The sequence below is a fragment of the Halomonas sp. NYA30 genome, assembly GCF_976980765.1.
Window position 1 is genome coordinate 4,144,141 of record NZ_OZ334477.1, and the last position, 26,611, is coordinate 4,170,751.

General features: G+C 58.2%; 18 protein-coding genes. 3 read left to right on the plus strand and 15 right to left on the minus strand.

Annotation, left to right across the window (positions count from 1 at the left end; genetic code table 11):
• Window positions 1-134 precede the first annotated feature (134 nt).
• Complete coding sequence (locus ACWI0H_RS19230) at window positions 135-1,058, minus strand: LysR family transcriptional regulator (RefSeq protein ID WP_101146440.1); 924 nt, start codon at window positions 1,056-1,058, stop codon at window positions 135-137.
• 165 nt (window positions 1,059-1,223) lie between these two features.
• Between ACWI0H_RS19230 and speB the strand changes: the two genes are divergently transcribed.
• Window positions 1,224-2,126 carry an agmatinase gene (speB, locus tag ACWI0H_RS19235; protein ID WP_485876275.1) on the plus strand — a complete coding sequence of 301 codons (903 nt, stop codon included), beginning with the start codon at window positions 1,224-1,226 and terminating at the stop codon, window positions 2,124-2,126.
• A gap of 108 nt (window positions 2,127-2,234) precedes the next feature.
• On the opposite strand, the gene ACWI0H_RS19240 is transcribed toward speB, so the two are convergent.
• The 8 genes from ACWI0H_RS19240 to ACWI0H_RS19275 form a co-directional block, all read right to left on the minus strand.
• Window positions 2,235-3,617 carry an L-serine ammonia-lyase gene (locus ACWI0H_RS19240; RefSeq protein ID WP_485874262.1) on the minus strand — a complete coding sequence of 461 codons (1,383 nt, stop codon included), beginning with the start codon at window positions 3,615-3,617 and terminating at the stop codon, window positions 2,235-2,237.
• A 268-nt stretch (window positions 3,618-3,885) separates the two neighbouring features.
• Window positions 3,886-4,752, minus strand: a complete 867-nt coding sequence (gene purU / locus ACWI0H_RS19245) for a formyltetrahydrofolate deformylase (protein ID WP_485874263.1) — start codon at window positions 4,750-4,752, stop codon at window positions 3,886-3,888.
• Between the two features lie 75 nt (window positions 4,753-4,827).
• Window positions 4,828-5,463: a sarcosine oxidase subunit gamma gene (locus tag ACWI0H_RS19250; RefSeq protein WP_485874264.1), complete on the minus strand. Its 636-nt coding sequence runs from the start codon at window positions 5,461-5,463 to the stop codon at window positions 4,828-4,830.
• Window positions 5,456-8,506 carry a sarcosine oxidase subunit alpha family protein gene (locus ACWI0H_RS19255; RefSeq protein WP_485874265.1) on the minus strand — a complete coding sequence of 1,017 codons (3,051 nt, stop codon included), beginning with the start codon at window positions 8,504-8,506 and terminating at the stop codon, window positions 5,456-5,458. The genes ACWI0H_RS19250 and ACWI0H_RS19255 overlap by 8 nt, the downstream gene beginning before the upstream one ends.
• Window positions 8,503-8,844 (minus strand): sarcosine oxidase subunit delta, encoded by a 342-nt coding sequence (locus ACWI0H_RS19260; protein WP_101145557.1) that lies wholly within the window; start codon window positions 8,842-8,844, stop codon window positions 8,503-8,505. The genes ACWI0H_RS19255 and ACWI0H_RS19260 overlap by 4 nt, the downstream gene beginning before the upstream one ends.
• A gap of 24 nt (window positions 8,845-8,868) precedes the next feature.
• Window positions 8,869-10,119, minus strand: coding sequence for a sarcosine oxidase subunit beta family protein (locus ACWI0H_RS19265; RefSeq protein ID WP_101145558.1), 1,251 nt, complete (start codon window positions 10,117-10,119; stop codon window positions 8,869-8,871).
• A gap of 12 nt (window positions 10,120-10,131) precedes the next feature.
• Window positions 10,132-11,445 carry a serine hydroxymethyltransferase gene (gene glyA / locus ACWI0H_RS19270; protein WP_485874266.1) on the minus strand — a complete coding sequence of 438 codons (1,314 nt, stop codon included), beginning with the start codon at window positions 11,443-11,445 and terminating at the stop codon, window positions 10,132-10,134.
• A 298-nt stretch (window positions 11,446-11,743) separates the two neighbouring features.
• A complete protein-coding gene (locus ACWI0H_RS19275) occupies window positions 11,744-12,850 on the minus strand; it encodes an FAD-binding oxidoreductase (protein WP_176304104.1) in 1,107 nt (368 codons plus the stop codon).
• Between the two features lie 364 nt (window positions 12,851-13,214).
• Here ACWI0H_RS19275 and ACWI0H_RS19280 point away from each other — a divergent pair, with 364 nt between their 5' ends.
• On the plus strand, window positions 13,215-14,501 hold the full coding sequence (locus tag ACWI0H_RS19280; protein WP_176304105.1) for an aromatic ring-hydroxylating oxygenase subunit alpha: 1,287 nt from the start codon (window positions 13,215-13,217) through the stop codon (window positions 14,499-14,501).
• 64 nt (window positions 14,502-14,565) lie between these two features.
• Here the strand turns inward: ACWI0H_RS19280 and fdhF are convergent, their stop codons facing one another.
• The 3 genes from fdhF to fdhA form a co-directional block, all read right to left on the minus strand.
• A complete protein-coding gene (gene fdhF, locus ACWI0H_RS19285; RefSeq protein ID WP_485874267.1) occupies window positions 14,566-17,427 on the minus strand; it encodes a formate dehydrogenase subunit alpha in 2,862 nt (953 codons plus the stop codon).
• A gap of 11 nt (window positions 17,428-17,438) precedes the next feature.
• Entirely contained in the window at window positions 17,439-19,157 is a 1,719-nt protein-coding gene (locus ACWI0H_RS19290; RefSeq protein WP_485874268.1) for an NADH-ubiquinone oxidoreductase-F iron-sulfur binding region domain-containing protein, read from the minus strand.
• A 153-nt stretch (window positions 19,158-19,310) separates the two neighbouring features.
• A complete protein-coding gene (gene fdhA, locus ACWI0H_RS19295) occupies window positions 19,311-20,501 on the minus strand; it encodes a formaldehyde dehydrogenase, glutathione-independent (protein WP_485874269.1) in 1,191 nt (396 codons plus the stop codon).
• A gap of 243 nt (window positions 20,502-20,744) precedes the next feature.
• On the opposite strand from fdhA, the gene ACWI0H_RS19300 reads away from it, so the two are divergent.
• Complete coding sequence (locus tag ACWI0H_RS19300) at window positions 20,745-22,325, plus strand: BCCT family transporter (RefSeq protein ID WP_485874270.1); 1,581 nt, start codon at window positions 20,745-20,747, stop codon at window positions 22,323-22,325.
• Window positions 22,326-22,482: 157 nt separating this feature from the next.
• Here ACWI0H_RS19300 and etfB read toward each other — a convergent pair whose 3' ends face one another.
• The 3 genes from etfB to ACWI0H_RS19315 are packed head-to-tail and all read right to left on the minus strand — an operon-like array spanning window position 22,483 to window position 26,607.
• Window positions 22,483-23,301, minus strand: coding sequence for an electron transfer flavoprotein subunit beta (gene etfB / locus ACWI0H_RS19305; RefSeq protein WP_485874271.1), 819 nt, complete (start codon window positions 23,299-23,301; stop codon window positions 22,483-22,485).
• The gene (gene etfA, locus ACWI0H_RS19310; protein ID WP_041159049.1) at window positions 23,291-24,595 is read right to left on the minus strand and encodes an electron transfer flavoprotein subunit alpha; all 1,305 of its coding nucleotides are present in this window, start codon (window positions 24,593-24,595) and stop codon (window positions 23,291-23,293) included. Before etfA ends, etfB begins: the two co-directional genes overlap by 11 nt.
• Complete coding sequence (locus tag ACWI0H_RS19315) at window positions 24,592-26,607, minus strand: (Fe-S)-binding protein (RefSeq protein WP_485874272.1); 2,016 nt, start codon at window positions 26,605-26,607, stop codon at window positions 24,592-24,594. Before ACWI0H_RS19315 ends, etfA begins: the two co-directional genes overlap by 4 nt.
• Window positions 26,608-26,611 lie beyond the last annotated feature (4 nt).

Sequence of the window (26,611 nt, forward strand, 5' to 3'; positions counted from 1 at the left end):
CGACACTATAACGACGTCATTCATAACGCCTTTTAGCAGCCTAGGATCTAACGGGGTGACTGCCAGATACTATTCAACCTTTGATACAACAGCGTTGTTTAATTACAACATAGGTAGTGTGCATGATGGCTAACCTAACGTCTAAACTCGTTAGCAAACTCAGTAAGCACTTGATAGAGCCACACGTTAGCAGGATCGTTGGCATACAGCCCATGCTGAATCAGGGTCATTTTCAACGATGGTAGCTCCTTGGGTGGCTCCACCAAGCGCACCGGCAGCATGGTCACAAAGCGCTCCGCCATTTGCCGCGGCAGCGTCATGATCGCTTCCGTCAGCGCCACTACGCGGGCCGCCGCAATGTAGTTAAGGTTTTTAGAGATCACCCGCCGGGTTAAGCCGTGCTGCGCCAAACAGCTATCAATGTTGCTGGGCAGCAGGCCGCTGATATCAGCTAGTTCCACATGGGTCTCTCGGGCAAACTGCGCAATATCCAGCGACTCTCCTACGCGCTCGTTATGGCTAGCGGCTAGGCAGACCAGTTCCTCGTCCATCCACGGAGTCTGAATCACGCCGCTGGGTAGCACGCTTTGACTATCCAGCCCGACAACCATATCCGCTTGGCGCTGCTCTAACCCCTCGCTCAACACTTCCTGGGTAATGAGCTCAATGGAAAAACTGATACCCGGCGCATAGGCCAGCAGTTGACTAAGAAACGTTGGGTACATCACTTCTTCAAAATAGTCCGTCGTCGCCAGCGTAAAACGACGGGTGCTATTGGCGGGTGAAAACAGCGCAGGCGGCGCCAAGCCTTCCCTCAACAGCGCCAGCGCCTGCTGTACGACTGGCTGCAGCGCCTGTGCCCGTGGGGTTGGTTGCATGCCCTTTTCGGTACGAATAAACAGCGGGTCATCCAGTGACTCACGCAGGCGTTTTAGCGAATGGCTCAAGGCTGGCTGGCTCAAATAAAGTCGTTCAGCCGCGCGCGTCACGTGGCGTTCACGCATGAGCGCCTCGAATACTAACAACAGGTTTAAATCAAATTGGCGGAGCGAACGCATAACGACTCACTATTGATAGGACGAATGATTTCATTCTAAACATTCATTTTATTCATCGCTAAAAATTCCTTATCGTCGCGCTTCTTTGTAGCCAACACCCCTGCGCCAGCCGCACTTTTACTGCACGCCGATAGGAGAACACTCTAGGTGAACCAATCGCAGATCATGCCCAGCCTGTTTGGTGATGTTATCTCCACGTTCATGGGCGTGCCCAAAGCCACTGACCCGCACGCGACGGACGCTGAGGTCGTGGTGAGCGGCGTGCCCTTTGATCTGGCGTGTTCCGGCCGTGCAGGTACTCGCATGGGGCCGAATGCTATTCGTCAAAGTACCGCTAACTTGATCTGGGAAGGCAAACGCTGGCCTTGGGATTTTGCCTTGGAAGAGCGCCTCAAGGTATGTGATTCAGGCAACGTGGATTACGCCTACGGCGAGCCCGAAAGTTTGGTCGATAATCTGGAAAATCACGCCCAGCACTGGCTAAGTGCGGGCAAAAAAATGCTCACCCTGGGCGGCGACCATTACATTAGCCTGCCGCTACTGCGCGCTCACGCACGTGTGCACGGGCCGCTGGCACTGATTCACTTTGACGCCCACACCGACACCTACGAGCAAGGCACGCGCTTCGACCACGGCACTATTTTCCATCACGCCCTCAAAGAGGGATTGGTCGTGCCCGAGCACTCGCTGCAAATTGGCATTCGCACCAGCTATGACCGCCACAATCACCCTTATGAAGTGCTGGATGCGGACTGGGTCAACGACCACGGTGCCGCCGCTGTACTGGAGCGTATTCGCGCCAAAGTGGGTCATCATCCTGCTTACGTCAGCCTGGACATTGATGGGCTGGACCCCGCCTACGCCCCCGGCACCGGCACCCCGGTCTGCGGAGGCATGTCTACCGACCTGATGCTGAAAGTCATTCGCGGCATGGTGGGTATGGAGTTAGTTGGCATGGACGTGGTGGAAGTTAATCCCGCCTATGATCACGGTGATATCACCTCGCTCGCTGCTGCGACGTTAGGGCTTGAGTTTTTATATACGTTGGCGGCGTCTAAACGGGGTTGATTGCCGAAAACGTATGGTTGGTTTGATAAGCCCCTGAATGAGCAAACTATATAGGTCACACTCTGCTTAAGAAGGGGCTAAATTGCCAAGAGTTCACATTAGAGCTACTTAACACTCAATGGCATTAACGGCTAACCCACCTTTGGACGTTTCTTTGTATTTATCCAACATGTCTCTGCCTGTATCACGCATGGTACGAATCACTTTATCCAACGATATAAAGTGGGTGCCATCGCCGCGTAAGGCCATCTGAGCGGCATTGATCGCCTTTACCGTTGCGATGGCGTTGCGCTCGATACAAGGAATCTGAACTAACCCACCCACAGGGTCGCAGGTTAACCCTAGATTGTGTTCCAGGCCGATTTCCGCGGCATGCTCTACTTGCTCGGGTGTTCCTCCCATCACATCAGCCAAACCGGCTGCCGCCATGGCACATGCCGACCCGACCTCCCCTTGGCAGCCCACTTCGGCGCCAGAAATAGAAGCATTTTTCTTACAGAGAATGCCAATGGCGCCAGCCGCCAACAGAAAGTCCACCACGTTTTTCTCGCAGGCGTTGGGCTGAAACTTCATATAGTAGTGTAAGACGGCGGGAATAATGCCCGCGGCGCCGTTGGTGGGCGCCGTGACCATGCGCCCGCCCGCGGCGTTTTCTTCGTTGACGGCGAGGGCAAAGATATTCACCCATTCCATCGCAGAAAACGTCGAGGCGATCAGGCATTCATTCTGCTCCGCCGCTTGAAGGCGTTGGTGAAGCAATTTGGCCCGTCGTTTGACGTTCAAGCCACCCGGCAATACCCCTTCATGGGCCAATCCATTGTCAATGCATTCACACATGACTTGCCATATACGCCACAGCTCGTTTCTAACCTCTTCCTCTGTCCGCCAAACCTTCTCATTTTCCAGCATCAGTCGGCTGACGCTTAGCTGCTCCTTTTTACATAGTGCTAAGAGCTCATCGGCGGTGTCAAAGTTGTACGGAATAATAGCCCCATCCAAATCGTCTAGCGGCATATCCACTTGGGCTTGCTCTACTACAAAACCACCACCCACCGAATAATAGGTGTTCTCATACAATAACTGGCGCTGAGGCGTAAACGCAGCCAGCCTCATGGCATTGGGGTGATGAGGCAAACACTCTTCATGAAAATAAATATCGCTATCCCACGTAAAGGTTACTTCTTTTTGTCGCCCCAGATTTAACCTCCTGCTCTCTTTTAGCGATTTTATGGATGGCTCAATCAGCGTGGGATTAATCGTGTCAGGACGTTCTCCCATCAGCCCCATAATGATCGCATGATCGGTGGCATGCCCAACCCCTGTCGCTGATAGCGAACCATAAAGATGAACCTCAAGATGCTCCACATCATTAAGCAGGTTGTTTTCGCGCAGCGCGTTTACATACTTAAAAGCCGCCTGCATAGGCCCAACGGTATGGGAACTGGAGGGGCCCACTCCAATCTTAAAAAGGTCGAAGACACTGATAGGCATTGGCTCACCTTTTGAGATTTAAATAGGAGAAATCAGGCGACGCCTGATGTTTACAAAATCATTGGTGTGGCGATAAATACTTTTCGTTATCTTTCTTGATGGTTTTTATACTTATCAAACAGCACTATTAAAACAAACGGCACTATTAATCACGCCAAATAAAGGGTTGCTTAGCACGCTAAAATAAGCCTATTCCTAGCGATAGCAACCCCATTATAAAAACGCACTTTAAACATCAGCGTTAATTAAAACCGTATTATGAAAAGCATTAATTACCAAAAACCACCGTGCGCCCTGAATAGAAAAACACACGGCGTTCTAAGTGATAGCTAATCGCCCTGGCCAACGTTAAGCATTCGATATCACGCCCCTTGGCAACCAGGTCTTCGGGATAATGAGTATGGTCGACGGGCTCGACCCCTTGGGCAATAATCGGCCCTTCATCAAGGTCATTATTAATATAGTGTGCCGTTGCGCCGACCAGCTTAACCCCTTTCTCATACGCTTGGTGATAAGGCTTAGCGCCTTTAAAACCAGGTAGCAAAGAGTGATGAATATTAATCGCCCGCCCTGCTAACAGTTCACACATGGAGGGCGAAAGCACCTGCATGTATCTTGCCAGCACTACCAGTTCCGCGTCAGTTTCCGCAATGATGTCGCGTACTCGCGATTCCTGCTGCAATTTCGTCTCGGGGCTGATCGGCAGATAGTGATACGGCAGGCCGTGCCACTTTGCCAACGGCTCCAGATCCGGATGATTGGAAATCACCGCTTTAATATCCAGTGGCAGTTGCCCGGTACGATAGCGATAGAGAAGATCATTTAAGCAGTGATCCGCTTTCGAAACGAGGATCACGGTTCCCGTGCGTTTTCCTGGCGCAGTCAGTTCAAACTGCATGTCGAATTCGTTCGCCCGCGCTGCAAAATCGGTATGGAAGCGCTCTTCATGGAACGCGTCTCGCTCTGGGCGAAACTCCGCGCGAATGAAAAAACGCCCACCGAGCCGATCATCGAAAGAGTTGAGTTCAGTGATATAACACTGCTGCTCTTTTAGAAAGCGCGTGACGACGTCCACCGTCCCTAAACGGCTTGGGCATTGGGCGGCAAGTATCCAGGTATCACTCATTCGGCTCATAGTGCATGCTTCTCAGTTAGCGGCAGACCGTTGCGGAAGATCATAGCGGCCGGAACAGCGTTCCGGCCTGCCCGCTTATTGTTGTACGTTAACGCCGAATTCTGCCCCGGCATCCAGTAACCAGCGGTAGCAGTAGTCGGCAAAGCTGCGCCGCACCACTAGCTCCCAACGATCCTCACTGGGGCGGCGAATAATGGTGGTCGCCTTGGCGAAGACGGTCGTGACGCCCTTGCCCACCGGGAAGTTGCTGGGATGAACATCGTAGATCACCGTTTTCATCAGCAACTCTCGGGCGGCCTCGCCTGTAATCTCTAGCAACGTCTGCCCACCGCTAACATCGCTGATCGCAAAGTGGGCGCTGCCCAGATGCTCGCGCAGCTTGGTCTCCAGCGGAAATTCCTCGCCGCCGGGTACGATCACCAGCCACTCGTCCGGGGAAAGCCACTGAATGGAGCGCTCGCCACTGGCGTCCTGCACCAGCGTCTGGGCCTGGCCGGGCAGGTTGAGCCCCAGCACGTCGCGCACCGCCTCATCGAGAACGATGGCGCCACCCCGAAGTATTAGATGCCCAAGCATTGCTCGCTCGCGTAGCTGAAGCCGACCTGAGTGGTCGCCCCGAGGAGCGCCGCTGCGGCGATAGCTATAGGCTAACGGGGACTCTACCGGAATAGCAGTATTAGTACGGGTGTCGAAGGTGGCCGCGTTAGACATTCTGGCGCTCTCCCTTGGGGTCGTAGAAAATGGTGCTGACGATTTCGGCCTCAAAGGTTTGGCCGTCCGCCATGGGCAGATAGACAGTCTCACCCAACCTCTGGTGGCCACCCTTGACTACCGCTAGCGCAAAGCCTGAATCCAGGATCGGGCTGTAATAGCTGGAGGTCACGTGCCCCACCATTGGCATAGGGATCGCATGCTTGGGATCAAGCACGATCTGGGCACCCTCTTCGAGTACCACCTTCGGGTCTTTCGGCCTGAGCCCCACCAGCTGCTTGCGGTTCTCGCGCTTAGTGTCGGAGCGGGTTAGGGCGCGCTTGCCAATCCATGAGTAGGGCTTGTCATAGCCGATCGCCCACTGCATACCCAGGTCTTCCGGCGTAACCGAGCCGTCGGTTTCCTGACCCACGATAATGAAACCCTTTTCCGCCCGCAGGACGTGCATGGTTTCGGTGCCATAGGGCGTCAAGCCATACTTCTCGCCATGCTTGAACAGGGTCTGCCAGACATACATGGCGTAGTTGGCTTGCACGTTGATCTCGAAGGTCAGCTCACCAGTAAAGGAGATGCGGAAGACCCGTGCAGGTACCCCCGCCACTTTCCCGGAGCGCCAATCCATAAACTTAAAGCTATCGCGATCAAGATCGATATCACTGATCTCAGCGAGCAGCTTGCGCGCTTCCGGGCCGGTGATCGTCATGGTGGCCCAGTGGTCGGTCACTGAAGAGAAGTAGACATCCAGTTCCGGCCACTCGGTCTGATGCCATAACTCCAACCATTCCAGAATCGCGGCAGCGCCACCGGTGGTGGTGGTCATTAAAAAGTGATTTTCAGCAAGACAGCTCGTCACACCGTCGTCGGTGACCATGCCATCGTCTTTACACATCAAGCCGTAACGGCATTTACCAACTGCCAGCTTCTCCCACTTGTTGGTGTAAATCCGCGCCAGAAACTCACGCGCATCCGGCCCTTGAATATCGATTTTGCCAAGCGTCGAGGCATCGAGGATACCGACCTTCTCGCGAACCGCCAGGCACTCGCGAGCAACCGCCTCCTGTATCGTCTCGGCCTTGCCATTCACCTTTTGTGGATAGTACCAGGGGCGCTTCCACTGACCGACATCCTCGAACTCGGCGCCACGCTCCACGTGCCACTGGTGAAGCGCGGTGTAACGTTCGGGATCGAACAAATCACGGCAGTGGCGACCGACGATGGCACCGAAAGTCACCGGGGTATAGTTGGGACGGAACACCGTGGTGCCCACCTCAGGAATCGAGCGATTCAAGCAACGGGCGGCAATCGCCATACCGTTAATATTGCCCAACTTGCCCTGATCCGTACCGAAGCCCATCGCGGTATAGCGCTTAATGTGTTCAATGGACTCAAAACCCTCCCGGGTCGCCAGCTCAATGCCCGCCGCCGTGACGTCGTTTTGTAGATCGACGAACTGCTTGGGACCGCGCAGCGTGGGCTTTTCATGAGGCACCTGGAAGAGTGGCACCGCAGGCCCTTGCTGGAGGCGTTCAGCACTAGGCAGGCTGACCGTCTGGGCGGTGTATCCCGTGGTGGCTGCCGCCCGGATACCCGCTTCGACACCCTCGGCGAGTACATCGCCCAATGTATAGGTCCCCTTCGCCCCGCCGCACGCCTGCACGCCCTTCACGAGCCCCGGCACGAAGCCGAGAATATCGTCGCGCCAGGTAGGCCGCGCGCCGGTATGAGAAGCCAAGTGAATCACCGGGCTGTAGCCGCCGGAACTAGCAATGGTGTCGCAGGCCAGTTCCTGTACCGGGCCGCTCACTTTGAACGCGTCAATATCGATCTTGGCAACTCGTGCAGCGGTGACCCGATTGCTGCCCTTCGCCTCAATCACGGCACTGCCAGTAATGATTTTGATGCCCTGGGCGCGGGCGGCATCGACCCAGTCACCCGCCGGCGCCTCGCGGGCGTCTACGATAGCGGCGACCTCGCAGCCAGCTTCTTTCCAGTCCAAAGCAACGCGATAGCCGTAGTCGTTGCTAGTAGAAAGTACTAGCTTGCGGCCCGGCGCCACGCCGTAGCGGCGTATATAGGTCGACACAGCGCCAGCCAACAGGTTGCCCGGCACGTCGTTACCCGCATAAACCAGCGGCCGTTCATGAGCGCCCGTAGCTAAAATCACCTGACCAGCGCGCACCCGGTGTAGGCGGGCACGCACTTGACGGTAACCATTGATTACAGGGGCCGTTTCGCCAAGGTGCTCGGTACGCCGCTCATGCAGAGTCACAAAATTGTGATCGTGATAACCGTTGACCGTTGTGCGCGGCAGCAGCGTGACGTTCGCACATCCGGACAATTCTTCAAGCACCCGAGCAACCCACTGATCCGCCAGCTTGCCATCCAGGGTTTCGCGGCTGTCCAACAGCGATCCGCCCATCTCTTCCTGCTCATCGGCAACGATCACCCGAGCGCCGCTGCGCGCGGAGGCCAGCGCTGCCGCCAGACCCGCGGCGCCTGCGCCGACGACCAGTACATCGCAGTGCTGATTGAAGTGATCATAGCTATCCGGATCGGCTTCCATGGGGCTGCGCCCCAAGCCAGCAGCCTTGCGGATGTACTTCTCGTAGGTCAGCCACATCGACGCTGGGGCCATAAAGGTCTTGTAATAAAAACCTGGTGGCATAAATTGCCCGCCCAGCTTGCCAACCAAGCCCATTAGGTCGCGCTGCACGTTCGGCCAGCCATTGGTGCTACAGGCGGTCAAGCCGTCAAATAACGCCTGCTGGGTGGCGCGTACGTTGGGCACTTGGGCCGCTTCGCTGCTACCCAACTGCACGATGGCATTCGGCTCTTCAGCACCGGCGGCAACGATGCCGCGAGGCCGCGAGTATTTAAAGCTGCGGTTGACGATATCCACGCCGTTAGCCAGCAGCGCCGAGGCCAGGGTATCCCCTGGGTGTCCTTGGTAACGCTGACCGTTAAAGGTAAAGCTCAACGTGCGGGAGCGGTCGATGCGCCCGCCCGTGTTAAGGCGGAACATTTGTTGCTTGGACTGGCTCATGCCCGCACTCCTTCTTGTTGGCTTACCGCGGCGGCCTCGCGAGGCTTAGCCTGGCTGTCGGCAGTAACCGACGGCTGCTCGCCCATTTTGTAAGTCTCGAGAATCTCGTAGCTCACAGTGTGACGCGTCATGTTGAAGAACTTCCGACAGCCCACCGCGTGCACCCACATTTCATGGTGTACGCCACGGGGGTTGTCGCGGAAAAACAGGTAGTTACCCCACTCTTCGTCACTACACGCCTCGGGTTCCTTGGGGCGCTCGATATGCGCCTGGCCCTTGGGGTGAAACTCCTCTTCCTCACGGTGTTCGCCGCAGTAGGGGCAGTAGATATAGAACATGCGAATACTCCTCTCGTATGAACCCTAGTGGGCCACGCCAGCAGCGCCGTGCTCGTCGATCAGCGCACCGCTGTGGAAGCGGAACATGGAGAACGGCTCGGCGATGGGATGCATTTCCCCCTTGGCCAGGCTGGCGGCGAACACATGCCCCGACCCTGGCGTCGCCTTGAAGCCGCCGGTGCCCCAACCGCAGTTGAAGTACAGCCCTTTCACCGGTGTTTTGGAGATGATCGGGCAAGCGTCGGGGCAGGTATCGACGATGCCGCCCCACTGGCGGTTCATGCGCACCCGAGAGAAGATCGGGAACATCTCGACGATCGCCTGAAGGGTATGTTCCACGGTGGGATAACTGCCACGTTGCCCATAGCCGTTATAGCCGTCGATGCCCGCACCGATGACTAGGTCACCCTTGTCGGACTGGCTGATGTAGCCATGCACCTGGTTGGACATCACCACCGTATCGAGAATAGGTTTGATCGGTTCGGACACCAGCGCCTGCAATGGATGGGATTCCAGCGGTAAGTTAAAACCTCCCATCTTAGCCAGCACGCTGGAATTACCGGCGGCCACGCAGCCCACGGTCTTGGCCTCGATGTCGCCACGGTTGGTGTGTACGCCGTAGATCTGACCGTCACGAATCTTGAAACCGGTGACTTCGGTCTGCTGAAGGATATCCACGCCATGGGCATCGGCGCCGCGGGCATAGCCCCAGGCCACGGCGTCGTGGCGCGCCACCCCGGCGCGCGGTTGCCATGAAGCGCCCATCACCGGGTAGCGAGCATTCTTGGAGCAGTCCATGATCGGCACCAACGCCTGTACGCCCTTAGCATCCAGCACCTCGCCATCGATACCGTTCAGGCGGTTGGCGTTAACCCGGCGTTGGATATCGCGCATGTCCTGCAGGGTATGCCCGAGATTGAGCACCCCTCGCTGCGAGAACATCACGTTATAGTTCAGATCCTGCGAGAGCCCTTCCCACAATTTCATGGCATGTTCGTAAAGGACGGCCGATTCGTCCCATAAATAGTTGGAACGCACGATAGTGGTATTACGGGCGGTGTTGCCGCCGCCCAGCCAACCTTTCTCAATCACCGCCACGTTTTTGACGCCGAACTCTTTCGCCAGGTAGTAGGCCGTGGCCAAGCCGTGGCCGCCACCGCCGACGATGATTACATCGTACTGTTTCTTGGGCGTGGGATTACGCCACTGGCGCTCCCAGTTCTCATGGTGGCTCAGCGCGTGCTTGACCAGGCCGAAGCCGGAATAACGTTGCATAGTGGTCTCCTCTCAAGCAATGGATTCGACGGCTTCAGCAGCAGATTCAGCGTAAACAGGATGCCGGACACACACGTCAGCCACCTTGGCTTGCACTTTAGCTTCAATGGAAGCGGTGTCTTTGCCTGCGGCCAGCTCATCCAAAATGTCGCAAATCCATCCCGCCAACTCACTACACTCTTGGGCATCGAAACCACGCGTGGTGACCGCCGGGGTACCAATACGCAGGCCGGACGTTACGAAGGGGCTCTGAGGGTCGTTGGGCACCGTGTTCTTATTGACTGTGATATGCGCACGGCCTAGTGCTGCATCCGCATCCTTACCGGTAATGCCCTGGCGGATAAGGGAGACAAGAAAGAGGTGGTCATCGGTACCACCAGACACAACGTCATAGCCGCGCTCAACGAACACATGGGCCATCGCCCGCGCGTTATCAATCACCTGCTGTTGGTAGCGCACAAACGCCTGGTTCATGGCCTCCTTAAAAGCTACCGCCTTGGCGGCGATCACATGCATCAACGGGCCGCCCTGCTGGCCTGGGAACACGGCCCCATTAAGCTTTTTGTAGAGCGCTTCGTCGCCATGGGCAGAGAGAATCAAACCACCCCGGGGGCCACGCAGCGTTTTGTGGGTCGTCGTGGTCACCACATGCGCAAATGGGAGCGGGCTTGGGTAGAGGCCAGCGGCAACCAAGCCAGCAACATGCGCCATATCGACCATCAACCAAGCGCCCACTTCATCGGCGATAGTGCGAAAACGCCGCCAGTCCACTACGCGTGAGTAAGCAGAGAATCCCGCAATGATCATCTTCGGCTGATGTTCACGCGCCAGGCGCTCAACTTCTTCATAGTCGATCTCGCCGGTTTCCGGCTTGAGGCCATACTGTACGGCGTTGTAGTGCTTACCCGAGAAGTTAGGGGCCGCGCCATGGGTTAAGTGGCCGCCGTGGGCCAAGCTCATCCCCAACACGGTATCCCCCGGAGAGACCAGCGCCATGAAGACGGCGGCATTAGCCTGAGCCCCGGAATGTGGCTGCACATTGGCATAGTTGGCGCTAAATAAATTACAAGCTCGCTCAATGGCGAGAGCTTCCACCTTGTCAACGAACTCACACCCGCCGTAGTAACGGCGACCTGGATAACCTTCAGCATACTTGTTGGTCAACTGTGTGCCTTGCGCTTCCATCACAAGTTTGCTGGTGTAATTTTCGGAGGCGATCAATTCAATATGCGCTTCTTGGCGAACCGTTTCTTCAGCAATTGCCTCAGCAAGCAACGAGTCGTAATTGGCCAAGCGGGCGTTGGGCGAAAAATTATTTTGAAGCATTACCGCCTCCTGATGAGTCACTTTTTTATTAAGTGCTGGACATACTCTTTAATGCTGATAAACCCAGGTCGCTTTCAACCAAAGTCCCTATCAACGCGTTGTTACCGCGATACTATCGTTGGTGTCCGGCCCCAAGATGCTTGCCGACGTCACCACGCGATGCATTTGCGACATTGACTCCATTCAGGATGCTTCTTAGAGAGGGACGATGACTTATTACCCATAAAAGCAAAGCGCCCTAGACGGGCAGTAGCCGTTTAGGGCGCTTAAACCTGGGTAGTAAGGTGCTTGCCGGGGGCTAAAAATCCACCACCAGATCCCCTTTAGGCCGACTACAGCAAGACAGAATGTAGCCCTCTTCAACATCCTCTTCCGTAATACCGCCGTTATGTTCCATTTCCACCTCACCTGATTTGAGCTCTACTCGGCAAGTACCGCAAATCCCCATACCGCAAGCCTTGGGAATATGCAGACCCAGCTTCGCTGCTGCCGCATGAACCGTCTCACCCGGCTGGATACGGACACTTTTCCCTGATGAGGCGAATTCGATGCTGTGCAGATCGCTGGTGTCGACATTTTCGGCGTCGACCTCTGCCTGTTCGGCCAGCTCACGGACATCCTCACGCACTTCAACCGGTGTAGCACCAAACGACTCTTCATGGTAATGATCCATGTTGAAATTGTTGCTACGCAGAATATTTTTGATGGCGTTCATGTAGGGGGTCGGGCCGCAACAAAAGATCTCCCGCTCCATAAAGTCCGGCACCATGAGTTCGAACAGCGGCTGAGTGAGATAGCCACGGTAGCCAGCCCAAGCCTCACCAATATCTTCCTTGCTCTCGCAAATGATATGCAGCTTGAATTCAGGGATACGCGAAAACATATGCACCAGCTCACGGTGATAAATCACATCACGCGGGGCGCGGGCACTGTGTATGAACTCAACATCGACAGCGGCATTGGTATCGAAAAGCCAGCGCGTCATGGACATCAAGGGCGTAATGCCCACACCGCCAGAGAGAAACAGCACTTTCTCGGCGGGGTAATCAATCGAATTAAAATTACCGACCGGCCCGTGCACGGCCAGCTCATCGCCCACCTTTAGATTTGCGTGTAGCCAATTGGATACCTTGCCCCCCGGCACCTGTTTAACGGTGATTGAAAAGCTGTAAGGAATAGAGGGAGAGCTGGAAATCGTATAGGAGCGCATGATCGGCTGATGGTCAATCTCAAGCTCCAGCGTGACGAACTGACCGGGCTTGAAGAAGAACAGCACAGGCTGCTCAGCCATGAAACAGAACGTGCGCACATCCTGGGTTTCCTGGATCACCTTGACGCAACGCACCTGGTGGCGGCCATTGGTCCAGGTTTGGGTCGTGACCGGATTGAAGAAATTAGTTGTCATTATCGCCTCTGCCTGAACAGCCTTCATCACTATGCATCGCCGAACCGTATTTGCGATACAGCCAGCACCTTTGAGCTGCATTTTGGGTATGCACTCGCTAACCGACTTACCTGACAGCGACTCACACTTACCTCGTGCCACTCTCTATCGTTTAGAAACCTCTTTTTTAGTCGCCGCTACGCCATCTAATGTCGCGGGCAGATAATTGACAGTGCAGCGCCTGCAGCACAATCGGTGCCTGACGTCAGGCCACATTTAAATCAAACGCCAGGTTACGCAACAGAACAACAAGAGACGCAATCTTGACTATCGGCCGATTCGCAGCCCTTTGAGGGGGGAGCGGAGGTTTACGAGGATACTGGTAATGGAAAAAAGTGTTTCTAACCGGATGGATGACCCACTCGCCGCGGCGCGTGCGGCAACGGTCCAGATGCTGCAGGAAAGAGGGCGTACCTTTTCGCTTCCGCAGCCGTTTTATAACGATGCCCGCCTGTTCGCGCTTGATATGCAGGAGGTCTTCGAGAAGGAATGGCTGTTTGCTGGCATGACGTGCGAGATCCCGGCCAAGGGTAACTTCATGACACTGGATATTGGTGATAACCCCATTGTCATCGTGCGAGGCAGTGACGGCATTATTCATGCGTTTCACAATGTCTGCCGCCACCGCGGCTCGCGTCTTTGCGTAAAAGATAAGGGCAAGGTGGCCAAGCTTGTCTGCCCCTATCACCAGTGGACCTATGAACTTGATGGCCGCTTGCTGTTTGCCGGTAGCGATATGGGCACTGACTTCAAGCTCGATCAATTTGGCCTCAAACCGGTCAATGTGCGCACTGCCGGCGGTTTCGTCTTTATCAACCTGAGCGATGAGCCGCCCGCAATTGATGACTTTCTAACAACGCTTGAGCACTATCTTGAGCCGTACCAGATGGACAACGTCAAGGTCGCCACCGAGTCCAGTATCGTTGAGCAAGCCAACTGGAAGCTGGTGATTGAAAACAACCGCGAGTGTTATCACTGCAACGGCGCTCACCCCGAGTTGCTGAACTCGCTGCAGGAGTTTGATGACACCGACGACCCGCGCGCAACGCCCGCCTACAAAGCGTTGGTGGCCCGCAAACAGGCGGATTGGGATCGGGAGCAGGTTCCTCATCAGTTGACGCGGCTTGGCAGGCGCAACCGTTTGACCCGAACGCCGCTGCTGGATGGCATTGTCTCGATGACGATGGACGGCAAACCGGGCTGTCAGAAGCTGATGGGCCGCTTATCAAACCCTGACATGGGCTCTCTGCGCATTCTGCACCTGCCCAACTCATGGAACCATTTCATGGGCGATCACGCAGTGGTCTTTCGCGTGCTACCGCTTGGCCCGCAGCAAACCGTGGTGACCACCAAGTGGCTGGTTCACAAGGACGCCGTGGAAGGCGTTGACTACGACCCCGAGAAGTTGCGCCGCGTGTGGGATGCTACCAACGATCAGGACCGCCAACTCGCCGAGGAGAACCAGCGCGGAATCAACTCCAAGGCTTACCAACCCGGCCCATATTCCGAGACCTACGAGTTCGGTGTTATCGACTTTATCGACTGGTACGCTGCTCGTATGCTTGAGAATTTAGAACACGATGCGCCGACGCTGCATCTAGCTCAGGGCTGAGGTTTTCAGAATTATCAAAAAACCTGGCCCGCTAATGCGGGCCAGGCTGTAGTGGTCAAGTGCTTTAGACAGTTAACGACGCCTCTAGATGGGTAGAGCTGCGGCTCAACCGGCAAGCGGCATACTTGAACTCCGGTATCTTGCCGAACGGGTCCAGCGCTGGATTAGTCAAGAGATTCGCCGCCGCTTCTCCGTAGCAGAAAGGCACGAAGACCATACCTTCGGGCATCCCAGAATCCGTTCTCGCCTTGAGGGTAATGGAGCCTCGGCGGGTGGTGATCGTTAGCTCATCGCCCGGCGCCATCCCCAGCCGGATAAACTCAGCAGGTGCTAAGCTCGCCACGGCTTCCGGCTCCAGGTCGTCGAGCACTTTGGCACGCCGGGTCATGGAGCCGGTATGCCAGTGCTCCAGCTGGCGCCCAGTGGTCAGTACCGTTGGGTAGTCGTTGTCGACCGGCTCATCCGGGGGCAGCGGGCGCGTGGGCGCGAATTTCGCCCGGCCGCTGGCGGTGGGGAAGGCGTCGCTGAAGACCACGTCGTGCCCCGGTGCGTCTTCCGCTGGGCAGGGGTAGGTCACTGACTGCTCGCGCTCCAGACGCTCCCAGGAAATATGATCAAGGGAGGCCATCCCTTGCTTCATCTCAGCAAAGACGTCCCGCGGGTGCTGGTAGTGCCAACCCAGGCCGAAGCGTTTGGCGATTTCCTGAATGATCCACCAGTCCGGCTTGGCCTGGCCGGGGAGCGGCACCGCCGCACGCCCCAGCTGTACCTGACGATTCGTATTGGTGACCGACCCATCCTTCTCCGGCCAGGCGGAGGCAGGCAGGATGACATCGGCGAACTGGGCGGTCTCAGTGACAAACAGATCCTGCACCACCAGATGTTCCAGCTTGGCCAGGGCGGCCCGTGCATGGGCGAGATCCGGGTCGGACATCGCCGGATTTTCGCCTTGGATGTACATGCCACGAATGGTGCCTGCGGTGATGGCATCCATGATCTCCACCACAGTGAGGCCAGGCGTGGGGTCCAGCTTGGTATTCCACAGCTCTTCAAACGCCGCGCGCACCTGGGCGTCGCTGACCGGCTGGTAGTCCGGCATCACCATGGGAATCAGCCCGGCATCAGACGCCCCTTGAACGTTGTTCTGCCCCCGCAAAGGGTGCAGGCCGGTGCCAGGTCGTCCAGTCTGACCGCAGGCCAATGCCAGCGAAATCAGGCAGCGGGCATTATCTGTTCCGTGGGTGTGCTGGGAAATCCCCATGCCCCAGAAAATCATCGCCCGCTCGGCGGTTGCATAGAGCCTTGCCACCTCGCGGATGGTCTCGGGCTCGACGCCGCACAGGCCGCTCATCGCTTCGGGAGTCATGTCCACCGTGTGCGTTTTCAGGGCCTCGAAGCCCTCGGTATGCTCGGCGATATAGGCCGTGTCATAAAGCTCTTCAGTGATGATCACATTGAGAATGGCGTTAAACAGTGCCACATCAGCGCCCGGTGAAAAGCGCACGCTCAGGTGGGCATAGGCATCCAGCGCTTGTCCACGGGGGTCGATAATCACGATCTTGGTACCGCGTTTGGCGGCCTGCTTGAAGAAGGTGGCCGCCACCGGATGGTTCACTGCCGGGTTGCACCCGGTAAGAATCACTACATCGGCTTGGCTGGCTTGCATAAAGGAAGCGGTCACCGAGCCTGAGCCAATGCACTCCATGAGTGCCGCTACTGAACTGGCGTGGCACAAACGCGTGCAGTGATCCACATGGTTGGAGCCAAAACCGGTGCGCACCAGCTTCTGGAACAGCCATGCTTCTTCGTTGGAGCACTTGGCGCTCCCGAACCCCGCCAGAGCGTCAGAACCATGAACCGCCTTGAGATCAACAAGTCCCTTAGCGGCGAAGCCCAGCGCCTCATCCCAACTGGCCTCGCGAAAATGCGTAAGCGGCTTGGCGGGGTCGAAGTCCGGGTCGATCCCCTTGGCAACGCCCTCACGACGAATCAGCGGGGTGGTCAGCCGGGAGGGATGGCGCGGATAGTCGTAGCCAAAGCGACCTTTGACACACAGCCGGTTCTGGTTGGAGGGGCCGTCGCGGCCTTCCACATAAAGGATCTCATCGTCCTTGATATGGTAGGTGAGCTGGCAACCCACCCCGCAGTAGGGGCATACCGAGTCGACCTGGCGGTCGGCCACGGCAGAATCGCCGCGCCCGGCCTCATCCACCAGGGTAGCGGGCATTAGAGCACCGGTGGGGCAAGCCTGAACGCACTCACCACAAGCCACGCAGGTGCTATCCCCCATGGGGTCGTCGAAATCAAACACGATCTTGGACGCCGCCCCGCGATGTGCCAAGCCGATAACATCGTTGACCTGCACCTCGCGACAGGCGCGCACGCACAGGTTGCACTCGATGCAGGCGTCAAGATTGACGCGCATGGCGGAGTGGCTGCTGTCTTGCGCCTGGCTATCCGCCTGGGAAGCCACATGATGCACGGTGGGTGTTTCACGCTCGTCGCGCCGGGGTAGCTTGCGGCGCACCGCCGTGGCATCAATAGCCAGTTGGTCGGCCATGGCCCAGAAATGGCTCGCACGGTCGGGGCTATCCTCTCGCTCCGGTTGGTCGACCAGCAGCATCTCCATGACCATCTTGCGGGCCGTGTGCGCGCGTTCTGAGCTTGCACTATTAACCACCATGCCGGGGGCTGCTTCGCGCAAACAGCTGGCGGCCAGGGTGCGCTCGCCCTCGATTTCCACCATGCAGGCGCGGCAGTTGCCGTCGGCGCGGTAGCCGTTGGTGTCCTTGAAACACAGGTGAGGAATGGTCTCGCCGGCGCGCTTGGCCACCTGCCAGAGACTTTCACCGGGGTGGGCGCTGACCTCAACGCCGTCCAGCGTCAGCGTGAAGCTGGTGCCTAGGGTCTGTTCGCTCATACTCATGTTCATCTCCCCTACCCCTTGACGATGACGTTCTGGGCGGCAAGTTCGCCGCGAAAATCCTTGAGCAGCCCCAGCACCGGGTTAGGCGCCGCCTGGCCCAGCCCACAGATGGAGGCATCGATCATCACCTGGGAGAGCTGCGTCATCAGCCCAGCATCCCATTCATTGCGCTCGAGCAGCGTGAGCATTTTTTCCGTGCCCACCCGGCACGGGGTGCACTGGCCACAGGATTCATCGGCAAAGAACGCCAGCAGATTGGTCGCGACCCCGCGCAAATTGTCCTGATCAGAAAGCACGATCACCGCGGCCGAACCGATAAAACAGCCATGTGCCTGAAGCGTATCGAAGTCAAGGGGGATATCGGCCTTGGCTGCGGGCAAAATACCGCCTGAGGCGCCGCCGGGCAGGTAGGCAGCTAGGCGGTGGCCGTCAGCCATACCGCCACAATATTCGTCAATCAGCTCGTTGAGGGTGATGCCCGCAGGCGTCAAATAAACACCGGCCTGTTTGACCCGGCCCGACACCGAGAAGCTACGCAGCCCCACACGACCGTTACGTCCCTGGCTAGAAAAAGCCTCCGCACCGCGCTGCCAGATCATCGGGATCCAGTAGACGGTCTCGACATTATTGACCAGCGTTGGGCGGTCAAACAGCCCCTTCTGAGCCACAAATGGCGGGCGGTGACGGGGCTTGCCCGGTTTGCCTTCCAGAGACTCGATCATCGCCGACTCTTCGCCGCAGATGTAAGCACCCGCGCCACGGCGCAGCACGATGTAACCCGGCGCCACCAGGCCCGCAGCCTCAAGCTCACCAATCGCCTCGCGCACCACGCCATGCAAGGCCGGGTACTCATCGCGCAGATAGATATACAGCGCCTCGGCCTCTACCGCCCAGGCACTAACCAAGGCGCCTTCAAGAAACTGGTGCGGCGAGCGCTCCAGGTAATAGCGGTCCTTGAAGGTGCCGGGCTCCCCCTCATCGGCGTTGATGGCGCAGTAGCGGGGCCCGGCCTCCTGGCGCACGAAAGACCACTTTTTAAAGGTCGGAAAACCCGCACCGCCCAGGCCGCGCAGATTGGCCTGCTGCATCGCCTCCATCAGCGCTTCCACCGTGACCTCTCCCTCGCGGCAGGCTTGCAGTAGCGCAAAACCGCCCTCGCGGCGATAGTCGTTCAATCGCTGCCAGTCGACGGGATCCGGGTGAAAGTGACTCTTTTCGATCACCGACGCGATCTGCGTCTGGGTGGCGAACGGCACATGGCGGTGCCCTACTTCGACTACCGGCGCCGTGTCGCAGCGTCCCATGCAGGGCGCCCGCAGCACCCGCACTTGTTCGATATCCACGTTCGCGTCCAGCTGTGCTTTAAGCGCCTCGGCACCGGCTAGCTGGCAGGTGAGGGAATCACAAATGCGGATGGTCACCGCGGGCGGCGGCAGCTGGTCGTCGTGGATGACGTCGAAGTGCGCATAGAAAGTGGCGGTCTCATAGACCGCTGCCATGGGCAGGTTCATGTAGGCCGCCAAGGCACGCAGTTCCGCCAGCAGCAGATGGCCCCGGGTGTCCTGAATGACATGCAGGTGTTCAATCAGTAGGTCGCGGCGGCGCAGCGTGGCGTCCTGGCGTTCGTCGCCCAGCAGCTCACGTAACCCCTCAAGTAGACGGGGATCAAGTTCACGGCCACGGGGCTTACCGCGGAAGCGGCGCTTGGGGGTCACGGTCTGGACGGTCATTGAATACCCATTATTATCTTGGTCGGCTTTATGCCGAATGAACGAAGACGGCACCCCGCGGGGCGCCGTCTAGGGTCGCACTATCCTACCCTCAGGCAGGGGGCCAGGACTTGTTGCTCAGTACTTATTACCCAGTACTCATTAAATAAGTTATTAAGCCACACTGCCATGGGGGTCAATGACAAATTTCTTGGCAGCACCGCCATCGAAGTCAGCATAGCCTTGGGGCGCTTGGTCCAGGGTGATCATCTGAACATTCACCGCATCGGCAATATTAACCTTACCGAACAGGATCGCCTGCATCAGCGGCCGATGGTACTTCATCACCGGGCACTGGCCGGTGTGGAAGCTATGGGATTTAGCCCAGCCAAGACCAAAGCGCATGCTCAGGGCGCCCTGTTTGGCGGCGTCGTCAGCTGCGCCAGGATCTTCGGTCACATAGAGGCCCGGGATGCCGATCTGGCCACCCGCACGGGTCAGCGTCATCGCAGAGTTGAGCACGGTGGCGGGTGCTTCTTTACCGTGGTTGCAGCCACAGGCGTGGGCCTCGAAGCCCACGCAGTCGACAAAGGCATCAACCTCACGTTCGCCGAGAATCAACTCGATCTTATCCGCCATGTCACCGTCCTGGGTCAAGTCGATAGTCTCGCAACCAAAGCTGCGAGCCTGAGCCAGTCGCTCTTCGATCATATCGCCGACGATCACGCAGGCCGCACCCAGCAGCTGAGCAGAGACCGCCGCCGCCAGCCCGACGGGCCCAGCACCAGCGATATAGACGGTGCTACCGGGCCCCACACCGGCAGTCACGCAGCCGTGGAAGCCAGTGGGGAAAATGTCAGAGAGCAACGTCAGATCCTTGATCTTCTCCATGGCCTGATCGGCATCCGGGAATTTCAGCAGGTTAAAGTCGGCGTAAGGAACCATCACGTATTCGGTCTGGCCGCCGACCCAGCCGCCCATATCCACATAGCCGTAGGCGGCGCCAGGACGGGCTGGATTCACGTTGAGGCAGATACCGGTGCGGCCTTCCTTGCAGTTGCGGCAACGGCCACAGGCAATATTGAACGGCACCGAGACTAGATCGCCCGGACGAATGTACTCAACATCGCGGCCGCACTCGACAACCATGCCGGTGATCTCGTGGCCGAGAACCAAGCCCGACGGCGCAGTGGTGCGGCCACGCACCATGTGCTGGTCGCTGCCACAAATGTTGGTGGTCACGACCTTGAGAATCACGCCGTGCTCGCATTTGCGATTGCCGAGGGCGAGCTCAGGATAAGCGATGGACTCAACGGCGACTTCACCCGGCCCCTTATAGATCACTCCGCGGTTGGCTGCATTCATGGCTGGCTCCTGTGATTATTGTTGTGTTTGTCATGGTTGATGGCGCTTTTCCACCCTAGCCCCTCCGCGTCTTAGGACTTACCCCAAAAAGGCACTCACATATCTATTCGAGACATCCTAGTCAAGATGAATAGCCGGAGGTCGCTTTCACGACACTGCTGCTTTGAAACCGGCTCAACAATTCCAAGCGTCGGCGATATAACGCAACGCCGACGCCTAACAAGAGCCAACCAAGGAACCCCAATGAAGAACAATGACGACCCGGTTCTGTCGCCTGGACAGGACAATACCCAGATAATGGGGTTGGATTTTCATAACCCCGTCTTTCCACTCTCCGCTCTCGCTATTTTGCTGTTCATTCTTTACGCATTGGTCTACCCGGATGCGGCTAATACGCACCTAGGGCTTGCCAAAAACTGGTCGATTGAACACTTCGACTGGTTGTTCATGATTGCAGGCAATGTGTTTGTGGTGTTCTGCCTTTTACTGATCTGCTTGCCGCTAGGGCGGATTCGTCTGGGTGGTAAGGATGCAAAGCCGGAATACACGCGCACCTCCTGGTTCGCCATGCTGTTTGCGGCAGGCATGGGAATCGGTCTGATGTTCTGGAGCGTGGCCGAGCCGGTGGCCTACTACACCGATTGGTACGGAACGCCTTTGAATGTTCCAGCGGGCACGCCGGAAGGCGCCAGCGCCGCCATGGGTGCCACCATGTTCCATTGGGGCCTCCACCCCTGGGCCATTTATGGGGTAGTAGCACTCTCACTGGCCTTCTTCTCCTATAACAAGGGTTTGCCGCTGACACTTCGCTCCGCCTTCTACCCAATTCTGGGCGAACGAACCCGTGGCTGGGCAGGCCATATCATCGATATCCTTGCCGTGCTGGCCACTATCTTTGGCTTGGCTACCTCGCTTGGTTTTGGCGCTACCCAAGCAGCTAGCGGCCTCGCCTATTTGTTCGACATTCCTAATACCATCGGCACGCAGTTGGCGATTATCGTGGTGGTCACGGTGATCGCGCTGATCTCGGTATGGCGGGGGATCGACGGCGGCGTCAAGCTGTTCTCTAACATCAACATGATTATCGCGGCGGTGCTGCTCGTATTTGTGGTTGTAGCAGGGCCTACCCTAATGATCCTGACCGGCATTGGCACCACGGCGTTGGACTACGTGGGCCACCTTCTGCCGCTGTCAAACTGGGTTGGTCGCGATGACGACACCTGGTATCACGGCTGGACCATCTTCTACTGGGCGTGGTGGATCTCCTGGTCCCCGTTTGTCGGCATGTTCATCGCCCGCGTATCCCGGGGCCGTACAGTGCGTGAGTTTCTGATCGCGGTGCTGTTGGTGCCCACTCTGGTCACGCTGGTATGGATGAGTGCCTTTGGTGGTACGGCGCTTTACCAGGCTGCTAACGGTGTGGGCGAACTGGCCAACGGCATTGGCGATGTTTCACTTGCTATGTTCCACATGCTGGAACAGCTCCCCCTGACCAGCATCACCTCGACGCTGGCTATTATTCTGGTGCTGGTGTTCTTCATTACCTCCTCGGACTCCGGCTCGCTGGTCATCGACAGTATCACCGCCGGCGGCAAAACCGATGCCCCCAAGAGTCAGCGGGTTTTCTGGGCCACACTGGAAGGCGTGATTGCCGGTGTGTTGCTCTACGGCGGGGGAAGCACCGCCCTTAGCGCGTTACAGGCGGGCGCTGTGGCCACAGGGCTCCCCTTTACCGTGGTGCTTCTGGTGATGTGTTTCAGCCTCTATAAAGGGCTCTATAAGGAGTGGCAGCAGATCAACGCGGTACCAAAAACCGCTAGTTAATACCCTTTCAACCGCCCGTCTACACGGCGAGCGGTTGTCTTCATTTTTATTCAGGCCTTGCTGGCCAATCGACAATAAAAAAGATGTGGACCACCGTTCAAGCCCGCCACAAAAGGCGGGCTTAAACGGTGGTTAAAAGCCTGAAGAGCAAAAAGCTTTAACGCAGTACATCCTCTTCCTTGAGTAGCTTGTAAATCGCCTCGGCGCCCTGCTCGGGGCTCACACCGGTGAGCACTTGCCCGCCCTTGCCCTCAGCCTTGGCGGCTGCCGCCTTGAAGCGGTCTCTTGCCGACGCGGCTTTGACGATCTTCAGACGCTTAGGCCGTTTACGCGCGGGGGCCAAGTGCCACTGAGCCAGCTCGCTGTCGGCTTCAGGGGTAGTGGGTGCTACCGAGAAGGTGGCTCGACGAGCCGGGCCGAAGGCACTTTGACGCGCCGTCGGCGCCGCTTCATCCACGCTAATGATGGCGGGCAGGCGTACCTTGAGCCGACGACGCTGCCCCCGCGGCAGCGCCTTTAGCAGCGTTACCACGCCATTTTCCACCTTTTCTATCGATGCCAAGCTATTCACCAATGGCCAGCCGAGATGTTCTGCCAATGCATAGGGCAAAAGCCCAGAGCCTTCACCGCGCTCTGCCCGGGCACCGGTGATCACTAGCTGAGGCGAGGTAGCGGCTAAATGTTCCACCAGGGACAGAATGGCATCGCTGCCCGCGGGCTGTTCGAGCAAGGTCATGGATTCAAGCCCCATGCCTAGGTAGCTGCGTAGCGCCAATTCGCTGTCATCCGCCTGGGGCCCCGCATGCAGTACGCTAATCCGAGTGCCCGGCAGTTCGGCCTCCATGGCCAGCGCTAGCTCCAGGCCCCGGGCATCCTGTTCGGCGCGCCGCGCGCGTCCGGTTGTCGGGTGACGGCCTATGGAGACCAGCACTGCCACGTCGATTCCCTGCTGTTGTTGCTGTCGATCAGGCTGCATCGCGCTGACCTCCCCGCTGCTGTTCCACCATGGCCACTAACGCGGCCAAAATTTGCGTGCTGTCGCCAATCACCGCCAGGTCGGCGCGCTTGATGATGTCGCACCCCGGATCGAGATTGATCGCCACCACCTTGTCGCAGCGCTGAATGCCCTGCAGGTGCTGGATAGCGCCTGAAATACCCACCGCCATATAAACTCGGGCGGTTACCCAGGTGCCGGTCGCACCCACCTGACGATCGCGGGCCATAAAGCCGTCGTCCACCGCGACACGGGACGCCCCTTCGGTAGCGCCGAGGACTTTCGCGGCATGGTGGAAGGCATCCCACTCTTTAACACCGTTGCCGCCGGAGAGGATGAACTCGGCCTCAGCCAGCGCCACACCGGCGGGATCCACGGCCACTTGGCCCAAATCGTCGATCCGCGATAGCGTGGAAGGTATCGACGCCGCCAGGCTCAGATGCTCCGCCGCGTGGCGCGTCTCGTCCACCGGCTCGGCGCACTCGGCCAGTGCCAGGGCAACCCGCGGCAGCGGGCGCTGGATATCCAGGCTCCCGGCGCCGCCACGAGCCGTACAGCGCCAACCCAAAGAGGCCTCATTATCAGTTTCCACCTGCCACACCCCCGTGGCAGCGCGTTCACCCAGGCGTAAGGCAAGCCGCCGCCCCAGATCGGCTCCGCCCAGGGGTGAGTCCGGAAACAGCCAGAAGCGCGGCGTCATCTCCCGCTCAACGGCGCTTAAAGCCGCCAGACGCGCTTCAGGCGCAAACCCCGCGTAAAACTCATCATCAAGATGCACGACGCGATCGATCCCGGCTTCGCCCAGCGTCTGCTCCTTAAGCTCGCCGCCACCCTCGCCCTTATACTCACCAAATAGGATCGCCACCACAGCGCCGGGCTGTTCGGCGTCGGCATCCGCCACACGCCGGGCCAGGCCCAGCAGATCCTTGTCATGTCCGGAGAGACGCCCGCCGGTCAGGTCGGGCACCACGGCCACCAGGAAGGCGGGCTGATCAATGGTCACCGTGCGGCGGCTATCGCGGGCCGCCGTGGTGGTCGCGGTGGCCTGCCCCCCTTGTTGGAGGCCACTACGATCAATCCGTTTGACGCCATTGGGACCGATAAAGCCGATGGCACGAGGATCCTTGCGCACCACGCCGTTGGGGCCCATCCATTCGCTGACCGCTCCGCCGCCCCTGTTTACACCCAGGGCGGCCAGCACCGCGGCGTTGTCGGGGTGCAGACGATTTCGGGCGATCCACTCACGACGTGGGTCGCGGCGAATAATCTCACTCATACGATCACCTCTTCAGCAGTCGTCGATGCAGTGGTTCGGCGGGATGCGCCGGTCACATCGTCAGCGGAACGCTCAACCAGCGCATCGGCCACCAGTTCGGCGATATCGCGCACTTCGGCGCTGGCATCCACCACGCCTTCCAGCATGGCGGTACATTGAGGGCAGCCCACTGCGACCAGTTCGGCGCCGCTCTCTTTGACGTCATTCATGCGCATGTCGGGAATCCGCTGCTTGCCGGGAATATCGGTAATCGGTGCCCCGCCGCCGCCGCCGCAGCAGCGCGAGCGGTAACTGGAGCGTTCCATCTCCTTGACCTCGATGCCCAGCGCCTTAAGCACGTTGCGTGGTGCTTCGTATTCACCGTTATAGCGCCCCAGGTAACACGGGTCGTGATAGGTAACACGACCGCCTTTCCAAGGGGTAAAGGTCAACCGACCGGCATCAAACAGCTCGGCGATAAAGGTGCTGTGGTGGCGTACATCATAAACACCACCCAGTTCGCCATACTCATTGCCCAGCACATGAAAGCTGTGGGGGTCGCAGGTAACAATCTGCAAGAAGCGATACTTGGCCAGAGTGGCAATATTGCGTTTCGCCAGGGATTGAAACGTCGCCTCATCGCCCAGTCGCCGGGCCACGTCGCCGCTATCGCGTTCCTCAGTACCCAACACCGCGAAATCTACCTCGGCGGCGCGCAACACTTTGACCAGGGCGCGCAGGGTTCGCTGGTTGCGCATATCAAAGGCGCCATCACCCAGCCATAGCAGCACGTCGACCTGTTTGAGATCGGCCATGAGCGGCAGGTTAAGATCCGCCGCCCAGTTGAGCCGCGATCCAGGATCGAAACCGCCGGGATTGTCAGTGGCGATCAGGTTATCGAGCACCTCGGCGCCTTTATTGGGCGTTTTACCGCGCTCAAGCGTCAGGTGGCGGCGCATATCGACAATCGCATCCACGTGCTCAATCATCATCGGGCACTCTTCGACACAGGCGCGGCAGGTCGTACACGACCATAGGGTATCGGCGTCGACCAGGGCCTTCCCCTCTTTCATCACAACAGGCGCCACAATCGGCGCCTGGGGAGCGCCTTGGTGTTCTCCTACTGGCTGACCAGGGTAGGGGGAGCCAGCATAGGCGGCATCGCTGCCCCCCGCCATGCCTACCACCATGTCCTGAATCAGCTTCTTGGGGTTGAGCGGCTGACCGGCGGCAAATGCCGGGCACACTGCCTCGCAGCGGCCGCACTGTACGCAGGCATCGAAGCCCAGCAGTTGGTTCCAGGTAAAGTCGGCGGGCTTTTCCACGCCCAGAGGCGCCGCTTCATCCTCCAGGTTCAACGCCTTGAGACCTGTTGAGCGGCCGACGCCCCCTTTTTTCGTGGAGAAGCGCTCGGCGCGTCGGTGGAAGGCCAGATGCAGGGCACCGGCGAAGGCATGCTTCATGGGGCCGCCCCAAGTCATGCCGAAAAACATTTCACCCAGCCCCCAGGCCACGACGCCCGCTAATACCAGCGCCAGCAACCAACTACCGCCACCTTCAAGTAAACCTTCGGGCAGCAGACCTACTGTGGGCAGCGTGATCAGGAAGACGCCTATCGAAAACGTCATCAGGCTCTTGGGCAGGCGCATCCAGGGGCCCTTGGAGAGCCGCTTTGGTGGGTTAATGCGTCGGCGAGCAACAAACAAGCTACCGACGAACATGGAAGCGCTGGCCAGTAGCAGCAATCCGCCTAGCAATGGATTGGCGATACCCAGGCCATGTACCAGAATCATCAGCACGGCGGCAGCTACGAAGCCACCGGCGGTAGCCACGTGGGTGTTGGAGATCATTTTGTCGCGCCCTACCACATGGTGAAGATCCACCAGGTAACGGCGCGGCAGAGCCGCCAGCCCCTTGAAAAGATTGACCGGCGAGGGGCGACCCTGACGCCACAGGCGGATACGGCGCACGGCGCCGATCGCCGCCAGGGCCAGGGCGGTGAAGATTAATATCGGCAAGAGCGTTTCGAGCATGGTG